Genomic DNA, 14,252 nt, shown 5'->3' with positions numbered 1-14,252 from the left:
CCGCATCCCCCAGAGGTTCTTGAAGATGACGTACGACAGCCTGGTCAACCGCGGCGACTACTTCTCCGCGCACTACCTCGCCGAGGTCCTCCCCAAGGACCTCAAGTCCGGTCTGCTCGCCGAGTGGAAGCAGCGCGAGGAGGACGCCGCCGGCACCGAGCGGCCCGAGGGCGCGCTGCCGGTCACCCCGCGCGCGGGTCTGCGGGCGCTGCGCCGCCCCTACTTCGCGGCCCGCTCCTACTTCACGATGGCCGAGGAGCAGGCGGCGACCGGCGACGACGCCGTGACGTACGACGCCCCCGAGTGGCGCGACCGCGTCCGCGCGCTCAACGCGCAGGTGCTGCGCGCCCTCGGCTTCGACGCCAAGCCGGGCACGCTCACCGTCGTGCGCGCCGACCAGTCCTACGAGGTGCCGGTCGCGCACGCGGAGAAGGACCTCGTCGCCCTGGACTGCGGCTGGTCCGCCGAGCCCGACGACGCCCTGGACCCCGACGGCGCCGGACGCCTCCTGGACGAGGTGCGCCTGGACGGGCAGCACACGATCACCACCGGCTCCAAGCTCGCCTCCTTCCTGTTCGCCTGCGAGGACGCCCCCCGCTACGTCCTGCTGCTGGTCGGCGGTGTCGTCGTGCTCGCCGACCGGGCCGCCTGGGGCGAGGGCCGCTACCTGGCGGTGTCGCTGGACACGGCGCTGGAACGCAACGACACCAAGGCGGGCGGCGAACTCGACACGGTGGCCGCCCTGTTCGGCGCCGACTCGCTGCGCACCCCCGAGGAGGGCGGCGAGAACCCCCTCGCCGCGCTCCTGGACAAGTCGACCAAGCACGCGGTGGGCGTCTCCAGCGAGCTGCGCGACGGCCTGCGGCTGAGCGTCGAACTGATCGCCAACGAGGTCCTGGACCGGCTGCGCGAGGCCGGCGTCCGCCCCGAGCAGGTCAAGGAGCTCCCCGAACTGGGCCGCCAGCTGACCCGCGAGTCGCTGCGCTACCTGTACCGCATCCTGTTCCTGCTGTACGCCGAGGCCCGCCCCGAACTGGGCATCCTGCCCTCGGACTACCCCGAGTACCAGATGGGCTACGGCCTGGGCCGCCTCGGCGAGCTGATCGCCGAGCGCGACCTCGTCGACGAGAAGTCCCGCAAGGGCTTCTACCTCTACGAGTCGCTGGACCTGCTGTTCCGCAAGGTCCAGGAGGGCCACCGCCCGCGCCGCACGCACGGCGCGGACGCGGAGCCGGCCGACGCCGCGGCGGGCAAGACGTCCGAGGACGTGGGCCTGCGCTTCGAGCCGCTGCGCTCCAAGCTGTTCGAACCGGACGCGATCCGGCTGATCGGCCGCTACGCCGTCCCCGACCCGCGCGTCGACACCGAGGACGGCACCGGTGCCGACGGCGAGGCCGGCGCCGAGGGCGGGGAGCGCTTCATCGACACCCGCCTGCGCAACGAGACCCTGTACCGGGTGCTGCGCCTGCTGATGCTGACCCGCGGCAAGAGGCGCGAGCGCGGCGGCTTCATCTCCTACGCCCAGCTCGGCATCAACCAGCTCGGCGCCGTGTACGAGGGCCTGATGTCCTACACCGGCTTCGTCGCGGGCGAGGAGCTGTACGAGGTCGCGAAGAACGGCGACCCGAAGGACGGCTCCTGGCTGATCCCGGCGTCCAAGGCCGACGAGTACCCCGACGAGGTGTTCGTCCGGCACAGGGACGAGGACACCGGCGAGGAGCGGCGCGTGCGGTACGCGCCGGGCCAGTTCGTGTACCGCCTGTCGGGCCGCGACCGCCAGACCTCGGCCTCCTACTACACGCCGGAGTCCCTGACCCGCGTCACGGTCCAGCTCGCCCTGCAGCACCGCCTGGACCAGGACGGCACGAAGACCGAGGCGCGCGAGCTGCTGGAGTGGAAGATCTGCGAGCCGGCGCTCGGCTCGGGCGCGTTCCTCAACGAGGCGATCAACCAGGTCGCCGCGGAGTACCTGCGCCGCCGCCAGGAGGAACTCGGCACCGCCATCGACACCGAGAAGTACGCGGTCGAACTCCAGAAGGTCAAGGCGTACATCGCCCTGCACAACTCCTACGGCGTCGACCTCAACGACACCGCCGTGGAGCTGGCGGAGGTGTCGCTGTGGCTGAACACCATGCACCCCGGCATGGAGGCCCCCTGGTTCGGCCTGCACCTGCGGCGCGGCAACTCCCTCATCGGCGGCCGGCGGGAGATCTACCCGGCGGAGAAGCTGAAGAAGGGCGGCTGGCTGGGCACCACCCCGGAACGCTTCCCCCTGTCGGAGGCCCTGTCCGGCGCCCCGCTCCCCGAGGGCGCGGTGCACCACTTCCTCCTCCCGGCGAAGGAGTGGGGCGCGGTCGCCGCCGAGAAGGAGGCCAAAGCCCTGGCCCCGGAGGAGGCCAAGGCCCTCGCCGCCTGGCGCAAGGCGATCACCAAGTCCCCCAACGCCACCCAGACCAAGCGGCTCCAAGGACTCGCGCGGCGGGCCGAGTACCTGTGGGGGCTGGTCGTGCGCCGGCTGGAGATCTCCGAGCGGGAGATCTCGCGGCGGATCGACGTGTGGGGCGCGGAGAACGGCTGGCTGCGCTCCCCCGAGGTCGCCGTGCCGAGGGAGAAGGTCAAGGCCGACCTGGAAGCTGTCGACACCCCGTACTGGCGGCTGAAGACGCTGATGGACGCGTGGTGCGCCCTGTGGTTCTGGCCCGTGCAGGAGGCCGCGCTGCTGGACGGCTCCCACGAGGCGTACGCGCGGGCGGCACAGGTCGCCTCGCAGTCGGGCGAGTGGGTCGTGTCGACGACCCCGGCCTCGGCTCCGGCCTCGGCCTCGGCTTCGGCTCCGGTCCCGGCCCAGTCGGGCGCGCCTGCGCGGGAGACGTACGAGGCGGCGGACCTGTTCGGCGACGTCCAGGTCGTCGAGGTCAAGTCCAAGGGCACGCGGGGCGGCAGCCGCAAGGAGCGGATCAAGGGCGAACGCCGCCCGGTGATCCCGCTGGCCTCCCTGGACGACTGGCTCGACTTCGCCGAATCCCTGCTGGGCACGCACGACGTGCCGGCGGACTCCCTGGTGGCCCAGTTCGACACGCTCGATGAGCTGGAGCGGTACGAGGACGAACTGCCCGAGTGGATGGGCATGGAGCGGTTCTACTCGCTGGAGTCCCGGTATCCGTGGGCGGCGGTCGCGCGGGATGTGGCCGAGCGGCAGGGGTTCTTCCACTGGGAGTTGGAGTTCGGGCACGTTTTCGCCGCTGCGGGCGGGTTTGACTTGCAGGTGGGGAATCCGCCTTGGGTGCGGCCGGACTGGAATGAGGATGTTGTACTGGCTGAGCTTAAGCCATGGTTCAAACTGTCGGAGAAGCCGAGCGCTCAAGAGTGGCGTCTACGCAAGTCTGAAGCCATGGAAGACCAGGCGGCAGTCGCCTTCGTCCTAGATAATCTAGCAGGCATCACCGCCACGGCTGAATTGCTCAGTTCTCAGTCGACGTACCCCCTACTGAACAAGACCCGGCCGGACCTCTACCGCGCGTTCATGACCCAAGTCTGGCGCCACACGAACATGATGGGCACGGCAGGGCTCATCCATCCGGACACACACTTCGGGGGCGTAAAGGAAGGACCGCTACGCGGGGCGGCTTACCGGCACCTACGGGTCCACGCCCACTTCCATAACCGCACCGGCATCTTTCCCGACATCCACGCGAACACCGAGTTCAGCGTGAACATCTACGGCGCACCGTCTGCGGTTGACTTCACCCACTTGAGTTGGCTCTTCTCGCCTGACACACTCACCGCTTCCCTCCATCACGACGGCAAGGGGCCATTGCCCGGCATCAAACACAATGGCAAGTGGGACACCCGTCCCCACCGTGCCCGTCTCGTCAACGTCGATGCATCTCGTCTTGCCGAGTGGAACCGGTTGTCCGGCGAGAGCAACATACCGGACGCAGAAGCCCCCATGTTGTATCCGGTGACATCCGCTGAGCAGGGAGCTATCAATGCGCTCTCCACGTTTCCCAGCCGTCTCGCTGAGGAGCGATTCCGGCCGCACATCACCGTGGGCATGTTCGAGAATCTTGCGACGAAGAAACTCGGTCTATATCGCTGGGACACATCAGATCTGAACGATCCTCGAGATCTCATCCTTCAAGGACCACATCTAGGCGTGGGGCTTCCCTTCAACAAGCAACCCAACAATCCTTGTCGAACCAACCGCGACTGGTCCGCCATAGACCTACGCGTTCTCCCGGCGCACGCCGTCCCCCGCACGAACTATGTCCGCGCCTGTTCCGAGACCGACTACCGCGCCGCGCAGGACGTTTGGGACGAGGCCAAGGAACTCCGCTACACGGACTACTTCCGCTTGGCCTGGCGAAAAATGATTCCCTTCGATACTGAACGGAGTCTTTTTGCCGCGCTGATTCCGCCCGGCCCCGCTCACATTGACTCTGTCTTTTCGATGTCACTGGCAGACAATCGCGCCACTACACTCAACGCGGGATTTTGGGCATCCCTTCCTTTGGACTACCTCCTTCGTATCACGGGTCGCGCGAACCTCCACTCCACTGATGTAACTGGGATGCCCGCCGCCAGTTCAGACCATCCCCTTGCCTCCGCCCTCCTCCTCCGCACCCTCCGCTTGAACGCCCTTACCATCCACTACTCCCCCCTCTGGGAGGAACTCTACGATCCTCGCTGGGCAGGCTACGAGGATTGGGCCAATCCTGACTGGCCGCTACTGAAACCTCTCGCCGCCGGGCTCACCGCTACTTGGGAACACGAAACTCCCCTTCGCACCGAGTATGAACGTCGGGCCGCGCTCGTCGAGCTTGACGCGCTTGTCTCCGTCTGGCTCGGTATCACTGCTGACCAGCTCGTCGCAATCTACAAGTCCCGCTATCCGGTCTTGTCCGACTACGAATCGGAGATGTACTTCGACGCCAACGGCCGCAAGATCGCCGCGAACCACAACACCTACGGACACGGCCAGACCAAGCAGGACTACATCGACCTCATGGCCCACCTTGAGAGCCCGGAGACCACCCCACCCCCGACCGGTTATAAGGCCCCCTTCTACAAGGCGGACCGCGAGGCGGAGATGCGCGCCGCGCACGCGCACTTCCAAGCTCGCTTGGAGGAGGAGATCACTGCCGGGCGCTGGACTCCGCCGAAGCGCTGATGCATGTGCCCAGCAGTGATGGTGGGCGCTCCCCCGCGAGGAGCGCCCACCATTGCAAATCCTTCAGCTCAGACTGCCTCAAGCAGCGCTATCCACGCCGCCGAGCCCACCTTCAGCACAGGACCGCCCTGCGCGACCCGCTTCGAGTCACGCACATGCACACCCGCAGCCGTAACAGCGACTTCAACGCACTCGCCGCCGGCGCCGCTGCTGTAGCTGCTCTTGAACCAGTGCAGCTCTGAGCTGGGCCGGCAGCGCGCGTCTTCCGTGTTCATAGGTCTCCCAACAGCTTCTGAACGAAGGCCAGTGACTCCGACGGTGTGAGGCCTTGCGCTCGCAGGATGCCGTACCGCTCCTCGAACCCCCGGACCACCGGCCGCTCACTGTAGAGGTGGCTGTGCTCGTTCACCTCCACGTAGGCGATCCTCTGCGCCTTGCTCGTCTCCATCAAGGTGAACGGGCCACCCATTCCGGCATGTTGGCGACGGTCGGTCGGCATGACCTGGATCTCGACGTTGCGCAGCTGACCGTAAAGAAGGATCTGCTCCAACTGGGCGCGCATCACCGCACTCCCACCGAGGGGCCGACGCAGCGTGCTCTCCTCGATGACGAAGCTGATCGTCGGCATGGGCCTGCGTGAGAACAGCTCCTGGCGGGCCAGCCGAGCGGCTACGCGCTGGTTCACGGTCTCCTCGTCCAGCAGGGGGCGCCACATCTCGAACACCACCCGTGCGTACTCCTCGACCTGCAACAACCCCGGCACCGCCTGGTTGGCATACACATGCAGCTCGACCGCCTCCGCCTCCAGCTTCGCCGCGTCCCGGAAGAAGGCTGGATACCTGGCCCGCGCCACCTCCTCCTTCATCACCACCAGCAGTCCGCCGGCCCCCAGCACCTCATCCGCCCGGTCGATGAACTCGGGTCTCGGAATGCGCCGTCCCAGCTCCACCGAGGCGATCATGTCCTCGCTGTACCCGAGCTTCGCGCCCAACTCCGCCCGCGTCAGCCCCCGGCTCGTCCGCAGCAACCGCACCTGCTGCCCGAAGCACCGCAGGATGCCCGTCTCGCTCTCCCCGTGCGCCGCCATGGTGCCCTCACCTCACCCGCCCTCAGGGAGGCGCCCGCTCCTCGTCCCGCCGCAGGCGCCGCACCCGTCCGTTACTCACGGCTCACTGTAGGGACACTCTTCGTCGCTTTCCCGCCGCTTGGCCCCGCTTCCCCCGTACGAGCGCCCGCCCTCCCGCGTACAGCCCCCGCCTGTACACCCGCACCCGCGTGTCCCACCAGGGCACCGACCGCCCGACGACACGCTAGGGTTGCGCCTCAAGTTGTGCCTCAAGTTGTGCCTCAAGGGGAGGACATCGAGCGGCCGTTGCGCCGCTCACCGAATCACCGCGCGGAGACGGGGAAGCAGGGGTGTCCGCGCCCGTACCTCGGTCACTCGCGGAACAGCCTGGGGGGACTCACCATGACCGACGCGCCCGCGGACGCCGCCCACATCGACGCGGACGAAGCCGGCGACGCCGCCGACCGGAAGGTCGTCGAGCAGGAGCAGGCCGAGATCAAGGACTTCGTCAAGAGCCTGAGCGCGGACGACATCAAGTCGGGCAACTGGTTCACCAAGTTCGCCGCCCATGCCATGAACGCGTACACCGAGAAGGTCGACTGGCAGTACTTCCAGGACCGGTACGCGGGCGTGCCCGCGGACGCCGTCGTGGATCAGCGGATCAAGATGGCGGCCCGGTACGCCGCGCTCGAAGGCGGGCTCTCCGCCGGGGCCTACACGGCGACCGTCGCCGCCACCATCGGGAGCCTCGGGGGCGCCTCGCCGGCGACCGTCCCCGCGGCCGTGGCGACCATGATGGCCGACGTCGCGTTCATCACCCGGCTCCAGCTCCGCCTGGCCTACGACATCTCCGTGCTCTACCGGGTCCCGCTCGACGTGCACGACCCCGAGGACCTGTGGAAGCTCATCCGCGTGGCGTTCACCATCAAGAGCAGGGAAGCGGCCAACAAGACCGTGGTCAAAGCGGTCCCGGTCATGGTGCGACCGCTGGTCAAGCGCTTCTACTCCGGATCGGCGCTCACCGCCGGGAAGGCGCTCCCCGTCGTCGGGAAACACCTCCTCCAGCGCAACGTCATCAAGATCGGCATTCCCCTGGTCGGCGTCCCCCTCGCCGTCCTGCTGAACCGCTACACCACGCTGCTCGCCGGCCGGCACGCGCGGGCCGTGTTCCGGAACGAGGCGCGGGTGATCGAGCTCGCCGAGGGGCTGAGCAGGCGCAGCCGGCACCCGCAACTGATGCTGTGGGTCGCGTGGCTCGTCATCATGGCGGACGGCGGGATCAGCGACGACGAGGCGCTGCTGATGCGGCACCTGGTGCGGCTGGTCCGGGAACGGCACGAGGTGGCCGACGAGCAGCTCGCGCACGTCGTCGACATCGACCCGGCCGAGGTGTGGCGGCGCGTGGACGCCGAGCCGGGCGATCTCGGCGACATCGTCGACGCGGCGGAGCGGGTCGCCACCGTGGACGGTGACCTCAACTCCCGTGAGAAGGCGGTCCTCGCGGAGCTTCGGCAGCGGTGCCGCCGGGGCTGACGCCGTCCTGCGCCATCGCGCGCCCGCCACTCCCCCGGCCGCGGCCTGCTCCTCGTCACCGCCCTGGCCGACGACTGGGGCGTCATGGACTGCCGTAGCGGACCGGGCAAAACCGTCTGGGCTTCGCTCAAGGCGGCCGGCGCTCGGCGGAGGAGACCGTGGCGGATCGGTGAGCCGATGTGAACCGCTCCGGTTCGGTGGAGGCTCGATCATTTGAGAGGACTGAGTCCCTGCCGCATCCGGAGCGGTTCGGCAGGGACTCGGTCGAACGAGGTCGGTCTCTCGGCTGTCAGAGGCTGCGGGTGATGATCTTCTTGCCGTCCCGGGCGCGGACGATGAGGTTCCATGCCCTGGCATCGTCGCCGTCGTCGGCGTCCCACCAGGTCACGAAGGTGTCGGCCAGCTGCTTCACTTCGGCTTTCGCGCTGGTGTCGGTGTAGGCGGTGAGGAGTTCGACGTCGTAGTCGGACTCTCCGAGGTGGACGAGGATCACCTGACTGGCATGCCGCATGAGCTGCTTCGCCCCGTGCGCAGCGGCCCAGGACCGGAACCGGGCGAGAAGGTCCGGGTCCGGTTCGCGGCGTGTCACCCGTCCGGTCGGCGGATGGCGGTCCGTTCCCGATCCCACGGCCTGCTTGCAGCCCAGCACCCAGGCACCGCGGTCCTTCTCCACGACGTCCCGCGGCTCCGCCTTGAGCGACCGGCGGACACAACCTCCCCACACCACCTCGCGAATCGCAGCGCCCTTTCCACCGTCCTTGAACAGCTGTTTGCCTTCACGCCATCCGGCGTCGTACGCCGCTTTGTAGTCAGGTTCAGCAGTGGTACGGGGCGAGGGTGACTTCGGTGTGGCGCTGCCGCCGCTGCCGCAGGACACGGTGATCAGGCCGAGCAAGGCCGCCGTGAGGGCAAGCCTGAGCGGCCGCCTCTGTGCGGGTGCACGCATGCCCCGTTTCCCCTCTTGATGCCTTGGCTGTCCAGCCGGTTAGAGGGGTTTCGCGATCCCTTGGTTGCCTCATTGATCGTCCTTTACGCCCAAGGAGGATGAGGGTAGGGTCCAAGATCGCAACAGACCGGGTCGAACTGACCATCGACCCATGCACATCTGAACAAGGGGGAATTTTGAGGCTGAGACACAGCCTGGCCGCTGCCACCGCGATAGCGGCTACCTTCATCCCGACGACTGCTTGGGCCGATTCCACACCTTCGGGAACGGTGGGGCCGACCAGCTCATCGTTCAGCCCCTCACCATCCGCCTCCCCTTCGAGCAAGGCGTCACCCACCACTCCGGACGGATCGGCGAGGCCCTCCACGAGTCCGCAGGCCACCACGGCCTCGCCGTCCGCGTCCGGAGCGCAAGGCACGCCCGGCACGTCCCCCGGCGCGAGCGCGACCACCGCGGACACGGAACCGGCGACGGAGCTGGACAGGTTCTGGACCCCGGAGCGCATGGCACAGGCCATCCCGGTCCAGGAGGATCAGCCCCTGCCGGAACAGACGGCCGCTTCCGGGAGCAGCAGGTCCGTCGCCCGGACTTCGCCCTCGCACACGTTCGAGGGCATCAAGGAGGTGGGCACATTCTTCTGGCAGGACAGCGATCTGAAGTACCGGTTCTGCGCCGGCACCGTTGTCCCTTCGCCGGACAAGGACCTGGTACTGACCGCAGCGCACTGCTTCGACAGCACCGACCAGAGGAAGAAGCTGGTCTTCGTCCCCAAGCACCACCAGGCCGATCCCAAGCCGTACGGTCTCTTCCCGATCAACGTCGGACAGATCTATGCCGACCCCCGCTACCTGCGCAAGGGCGGTGACCACGACTACACCGATCTGGACTTCGCCCTGCTGAAGACCGAACCACGATCGGACGGCAAGAAGGTCCAGGACGTGGTGGGAGCCATCCCGATCGGCTACGGCACGGGCTTCGACCATCCCAAGACCCGGGTGATCGGCTACCCGTGGCTGCCGGACGACGACGGCAAGTACAAGCCCCACCAGGATCCGCTGGACTGCACCTCCCCGATGAAGAAGTTCGTCACCGGCACCTCCGGCGGCTGGAAGGGCGGAACCTTCTCGCAGATCGACTGCAAGGGTTACGTACGTGGCACCTCGGGCGGCCCCTTCATCATCGGCGGGGACGATCCCAAGGTCATCGGCGTGACAGGCGGCTGGCAGACCGGCGGCCACAGCGACGACACGTCCTACTCCTCATACTTCGACAGCGACCTCAAGCGGATTTACGACGCTGCGGTGGCAGGGAGGAAGCCCGCCCCCATCGTCCTGCCGGCCGCCTCGACGTGGAAGCACGCCAAGGACATCGCCTCCGGCTACTTCGCACTGGACGGGCCCGTCTCCGAAGACCGCATGGACATGTTCGTCCTCTGGTCGGACGGCGAGCTGACGATCTATCGCGGAGCGGACAAGAGCCTGAACTACTTCGACAAGGAGATCAGGGTCCAAAAGCCCAACAAGCTCTGGGCGGATCACGCCGTGCAGGTCGTCGCCGGTGACTTCACCGGTGACAACGGTTCCGACCTCATCGTGCTCTGGTCGGACGGCGAAGTCACGCTGTACCCGTCGGTGGACGAGAACGGCTTCCACGGCGAGAAGCAGATCCTCGCACCGAACCCGACGTGGAAGCACGCCGAGGCGATGACCGCCGGCCGTTACGGCGGGAACAAGTGGCAGGACGACCTCGTGGTGCGCTGGTCCGACGGAGAACTGACCGTGTACCAGAACACGGGCACCAGTCTTGGCAAGGAGATCAAGGTCGTCAACCCGAACCGCTTGTGGACCCACGCCGTCGAGATCGGCTCCGGCGACTACACACAGGGCGACACGTGGGATCTCGTGGTGCGCTGGTCCGACGGAGAGCTCACTCTCTACGACGACTTCACCGGCACCGGTGACACCTGGGGAGAGCACAAGTGGAAGGCCCCCAACGACCTGTGGGAGCACGCCATGCTCGTGACAGGCGGGGACTTCAGCGAGAACCCGTGGCCGGACGACACACTCGTCCGCTGGTCCGACGGTGAGCTGAGCCTGTACACCGAGGGCAATGCGTCCGGCATCGGACCGGAACACCAGCTGGTCGCGCCATAACCGGTGTGTTGTGGCCGGAGTTGCCTGGCGCTGCCCGACAGCAGGCGACTCCGGCCGTCCGAGGTCATCACATCCACACTGTCAGTCCTCGATCGTCGCGTCCTATCCCTCCTATCGGGAGGACGGCACCTACCTGTTGGACAACTCGTCCTGTCCGGTCGGTGCCGACCCGCTGAGTTGGCTGGGCTCCGACGCCGATGCCTGGGTGACCTTCAGCGGAGGCAGAGCGACCGTCCGCGCCCCGTCCGGAAGTCTGCCGTTGACCGACGACAGTTGGACAGTGATGCCGCTGGCATGCGGCGACGAGGCCGTGGACTGGCGCCTCACCATCATGTGGCGTGCCAACGGCCGCACGGGCAGGACAGTGGTGGGCCCCTTTCGCGCGCTGCCCGACCAGCGCCTCCCGGAGCGCGCTCTCAGCGGCGCGGGGACGGTGACGGCACTGCCCGGGGCACAGGCCGCCCACCCCTGCCGCGACGTACCGCGCACATGGTCGCGATCGTTCACACCATCCCCTGTGGGCACACCGCGCGCGGTCACCTGCCCGGACGCGATCCGCCGGAAGAACGGCGGCAAGGCGGTGATCACCGTCATGAACACCTCAACGCCGTGCGGAACGGCCCGGCAGATCGCCGGCGACTTCCTCGCCCGGCTGGACCAGTCCCCGCCCCCGGCCCACACCAGCGCTGTCGCCGACGTGGGCGCGTGGCGTTGTTTCGAGCACGACGGCGGTGAGCACAACACCCGTCACCTCGCCGGGTGCCGGATGTTCCGGGGAACGCAGGCCTACATCAGTGCGGACCTGGGCTGACCGATACAGCACACCCGGCCCGCGGTGTCCCCTCCGGCGTATGACCCGACCGTGTACGGGGGCTCCCCATCGCGTACAGCAGCCCGCCGTACAGACGTCACCTCTGGTGACACGCCGATCACAGTCGGGACGCTGACGGCATGAGCGCATCCTCATCCCGGTCCTGCCCGCCCGCCGCACCCGCGACCCCGACGGAATTCGCCCTGTCCTTCACCTCCACCCCGCGCGGTGCCCGCCTGGCCCGGCTGTTCGTCGCGCACTGCCTGGACTCCTGGGGTCACCCCTACGACAGCGACGTCAACGAGACGCTGGCCCTGATCACCGCCGAACTGTGCGCCAACGCCGTACGGCACGGCCGCGTTCCCGGACGGGACTTCCACGTCCGGCTGTCCGCCGAAGCCGACGGCAAGCAGCTGCGCTTGGAGGTCTCCGACACCCGCGCGGAACGCCGGCCCGCCGTCACCACCCCCGTGGCCCCCGATGCCGAGTCCGAGTCCGGCCGCGGCCTCCTCCTCGTCGCCGCCCTGGCCGACGACTGGGGCGTCACCGACCGCCGCCCCGGTCCCGGCAAGACGGTGTGGGCGGTGCTGCACACCGCGTCGAGCAGTCGACCCGACGCCCCTCAGCGGGCACGCACACCCACTGCGGCGCCCCTTCGGCCTGCCGCCGAGCCATCGGGCGCTCGTGTCTGCCCTCGCACATGACCGAGCTCGGTACGCACGGTCGGGCGGCCCGCGTCAATGGACTCCAGGCCTACCCGGCCTCATAGCTCGTGGCCTCGGATCCAGTCGGCTCCGCAGACGTCCTGCCGGTGCTCTCGCTCTTCCTTCCCGCATCGATGGGGAGGTGACGCCGCCGTTGCAGCTCATTGCGCTCCTCGTCCGGAATCCTCATCGACTCGGCGAGCACGGCGGCGAGCGCGTTCACCTGAGCAGTGTCGATGTCGGAGTGGAAGAGCCACCGGATGTTCTCGTCGCGCGTGATGAGGTCGATCGTCGAACGCGCGCCCCTGTCCTGTGTGATCGCTGCTCGCACGTATCGCACGCGGTCGATCGGGATTACCTGACGAATCTCGCCCCGCTCAAGGAACGCGTTCGTCCTGGTGGTGATGATGCGGCGGTCCGTGACGGCGACCAGTGTCTTCGCCGCAGCCTTGTCCCTCGCTGCCGCCAGCTTCTCCTTCGCTCCGCCGATGATCGCGGAAATCGGGCCGAGGGCATCGAGTTGGTCGGCGAAGCCGAGGACACGAAGGGTCTCCCCGTCCTCGACGAACCATCGCAGGATGCGCAGGTACGGCTTGGGATCCAGCGCTTCGGGTGCGCAGACGACGTCCGGGGTCCCGAGCGGAGGGGCCGGCGGACGAAGAGCATCGGCAAGAGGCTCGATCGCCTCCAGAAGACGGGCGGAGGTCTGGCGGGCCGCCTTCGCATCCTTCCGCTTGCCCGGCAGTGACTGGGGCAGTGTCCCGCCTCCGGGAAGTTCGGCGATGATGCGCAGCTCCCGCGTCAGCGCGTCGACGAGGCGCGTCGTCTCGGCGAGAGCGGAGTCGAGTTCTGTGCGCGTGTCGCGCGCGATGACGTCGACGAGCCGTGCTTCGTCGGCGTCTTCACGTCCGGCGGTCCTTGCCTTCCCGGCGCGGAGCGCCTGGTATCCGGTCCAGGCCTTGAGGGAGGACAGGAGGGCGTGGGCGTCGAAGATCATCGCCTCGGCGTTCGTCTGAAGATACTCGCGGAGGCGACGCGTGTCGGGCTGATCGATCTGCTCGATGTGGCCGCGGACGTTCCGCCGGTACAGGTCGAGCTGCTTGCGCAGCGACGCCTCGTTGCCCGCGACGTTCTCCCACAAGGAGGCGGGGACCGATCCGACTTCCCGTGCCTGCCCGACTGCGCGATCCACGGTCGTGACGAGCCCTGTCAGTTCGGCCCACTGCTCGTTGCGGAGGGTGGCGAGCACCTGGCTCGTCAGCGCGATGTTGGTCCTCACGAGGCCCGTGATCTCACTCAGCTGCATCTGCAGGGCAACCATGGCCAGCGCCGGCCCGAGCGCTGCCGCGGTCTGCGCCGCGCTCACCGACGTCACGGGGATGAAGCGGGCCTGAGCGACGATCTTGCCGTTGACGAACACCGCTCCGAGGTTTGCACCGTCCTTGACGGCGAGCGTTCCGCCTGCCTTCAGCAGGGCCTGTGTCGCGCTGTTGATCCGGTAGAGCCCCTGCACGCCGGCGAACGCGTTCGCGAGGTTGCCGGCCGCGGTCGCCGTGTTTCCGACCGAGGCGAGGGCTGCGGAGAGCTGCTCACGGTCGGCGGCCGACACGAGCCCGAAGTCGACCAGATGGGGCTCGAGCTCCGCCGGGACCTCGCCGAGGACGACGGCGACCCCTGGGAGCACCTCCGCCAGGACCGTCGATACCCCCGTCGAGTCGATGTCCGACTCGGGTGCCGGCTCGTCCACACCAGGTGAATCGGCGGCATTGCTCCGGCCGTTCCGCTCGGGCTCGGCGATCTCTGTCGATTCCGAAGGGGCCTGCATTCGGTTTCCTCCCCACGAGGGCGCGCAACGACCATGCGTCGTCG

The 14,252-nt window shown here is 68.1% G+C and carries 9 protein-coding genes; 5 read left to right on the top strand and 4 right to left on the bottom strand.

Translation table 11 applies throughout. From position 1 onward, the window contains the following. The first annotated feature begins 25 nt into the window (after window positions 1-25). Entirely contained in the window at window positions 26-5,170 is a 5,145-nt protein-coding gene (locus tag IE225_RS00655) for a class I SAM-dependent DNA methyltransferase (RefSeq protein WP_190055266.1), read from the top strand. A 68-nt stretch (window positions 5,171-5,238) separates the two neighbouring features. Here IE225_RS00655 and IE225_RS00650 read toward each other — a convergent pair whose 3' ends face one another. Together IE225_RS00650 and IE225_RS00645 are read right to left on the bottom strand one after the other, a co-directional pair. Then, window positions 5,239-5,445: a DUF397 domain-containing protein gene (locus IE225_RS00650; protein WP_190055265.1), complete on the bottom strand. Its 207-nt coding sequence runs from the start codon at window positions 5,443-5,445 to the stop codon at window positions 5,239-5,241. After that, a complete protein-coding gene (locus IE225_RS00645; RefSeq protein ID WP_190055264.1) occupies window positions 5,442-6,257 on the bottom strand; it encodes a helix-turn-helix domain-containing protein in 816 nt (271 codons plus the stop codon). Before IE225_RS00645 ends, IE225_RS00650 begins: the two co-directional genes overlap by 4 nt. Window positions 6,258-6,638: 381 nt before the next feature. On the opposite strand from IE225_RS00645, the gene IE225_RS00640 reads away from it, so the two are divergent. Beyond that, the gene (locus tag IE225_RS00640; RefSeq protein WP_190055263.1) at window positions 6,639-7,769 is read left to right on the top strand and encodes a hypothetical protein; all 1,131 of its coding nucleotides are present in this window, start codon (window positions 6,639-6,641) and stop codon (window positions 7,767-7,769) included. A gap of 289 nt (window positions 7,770-8,058) precedes the next feature. Here the strand turns inward: IE225_RS00640 and IE225_RS00635 are convergent, their stop codons facing one another. Beyond that, window positions 8,059-8,715, bottom strand: a complete 657-nt coding sequence (locus IE225_RS00635) for a hypothetical protein (protein ID WP_190055262.1) — start codon at window positions 8,713-8,715, stop codon at window positions 8,059-8,061. A 503-nt stretch (window positions 8,716-9,218) separates the two neighbouring features. Here IE225_RS00635 and IE225_RS00630 point away from each other — a divergent pair. The 3 genes from IE225_RS00630 to IE225_RS00620 all read left to right on the top strand — a co-directional run bounded on the left by IE225_RS00630 (window position 9,219) and on the right by IE225_RS00620 (window position 12,383). Then, window positions 9,219-10,868: a trypsin-like serine peptidase gene (locus IE225_RS00630; RefSeq protein ID WP_190055261.1), complete on the top strand. Its 1,650-nt coding sequence runs from the start codon at window positions 9,219-9,221 to the stop codon at window positions 10,866-10,868. A gap of 283 nt (window positions 10,869-11,151) precedes the next feature. After that, entirely contained in the window at window positions 11,152-11,679 is a 528-nt protein-coding gene (locus IE225_RS00625; protein WP_190055260.1) for a hypothetical protein, read from the top strand. 140 nt (window positions 11,680-11,819) lie between these two features. Next, window positions 11,820-12,383 (top strand): ATP-binding protein, encoded by a 564-nt coding sequence (locus tag IE225_RS00620; RefSeq protein ID WP_190055259.1) that lies wholly within the window; start codon window positions 11,820-11,822, stop codon window positions 12,381-12,383. 49 nt (window positions 12,384-12,432) lie between these two features. On the opposite strand, the gene IE225_RS00615 is transcribed toward IE225_RS00620, so the two are convergent. Beyond that, a complete protein-coding gene (locus IE225_RS00615) occupies window positions 12,433-14,208 on the bottom strand; it encodes a hypothetical protein (RefSeq protein ID WP_190055258.1) in 1,776 nt (591 codons plus the stop codon). Window positions 14,209-14,252 lie beyond the last annotated feature (44 nt).

The organism is Streptomyces echinoruber (genome assembly GCF_014651135.1).
GTDB lineage: Bacteria > Actinomycetota > Actinomycetes > Streptomycetales > Streptomycetaceae > Streptomyces > Streptomyces echinoruber.
The sequence above is the reverse complement of the archived record's forward strand: the minus strand, read 5'-3'. Positions and strand labels throughout refer to the sequence as shown.

Coding starts and splice junctions, on each gene's coding strand:
- IE225_RS00645 (WP_190055264.1), bottom strand. CDS start 6,257: ATGGCGGCGCACGGGGAGAGCGAGACGGGCATCCTGCGGTGCTTCGGG.
- IE225_RS00640 (WP_190055263.1), top strand. CDS start 6,639: ATGACCGACGCGCCCGCGGACGCCGCCCACATCGACGCGGACGAAGCC.
- IE225_RS00620 (WP_190055259.1), top strand. CDS start 11,820: ATGAGCGCATCCTCATCCCGGTCCTGCCCGCCCGCCGCACCCGCGACC.
- IE225_RS00630 (WP_190055261.1), top strand. CDS start 9,219: ATGGCACAGGCCATCCCGGTCCAGGAGGATCAGCCCCTGCCGGAACAG.
- IE225_RS00615 (WP_190055258.1), bottom strand. CDS start 14,208: ATGCAGGCCCCTTCGGAATCGACAGAGATCGCCGAGCCCGAGCGGAAC.
- IE225_RS00625 (WP_190055260.1), top strand. CDS start 11,152: ATGCCGCTGGCATGCGGCGACGAGGCCGTGGACTGGCGCCTCACCATC.
- IE225_RS00655 (WP_190055266.1), top strand. CDS start 26: ATGACGTACGACAGCCTGGTCAACCGCGGCGACTACTTCTCCGCGCAC.
- IE225_RS00635 (WP_190055262.1), bottom strand. CDS start 8,715: ATGCGTGCACCCGCACAGAGGCGGCCGCTCAGGCTTGCCCTCACGGCG.
- IE225_RS00650 (WP_190055265.1), bottom strand. CDS start 5,445: ATGAACACGGAAGACGCGCGCTGCCGGCCCAGCTCAGAGCTGCACTGG.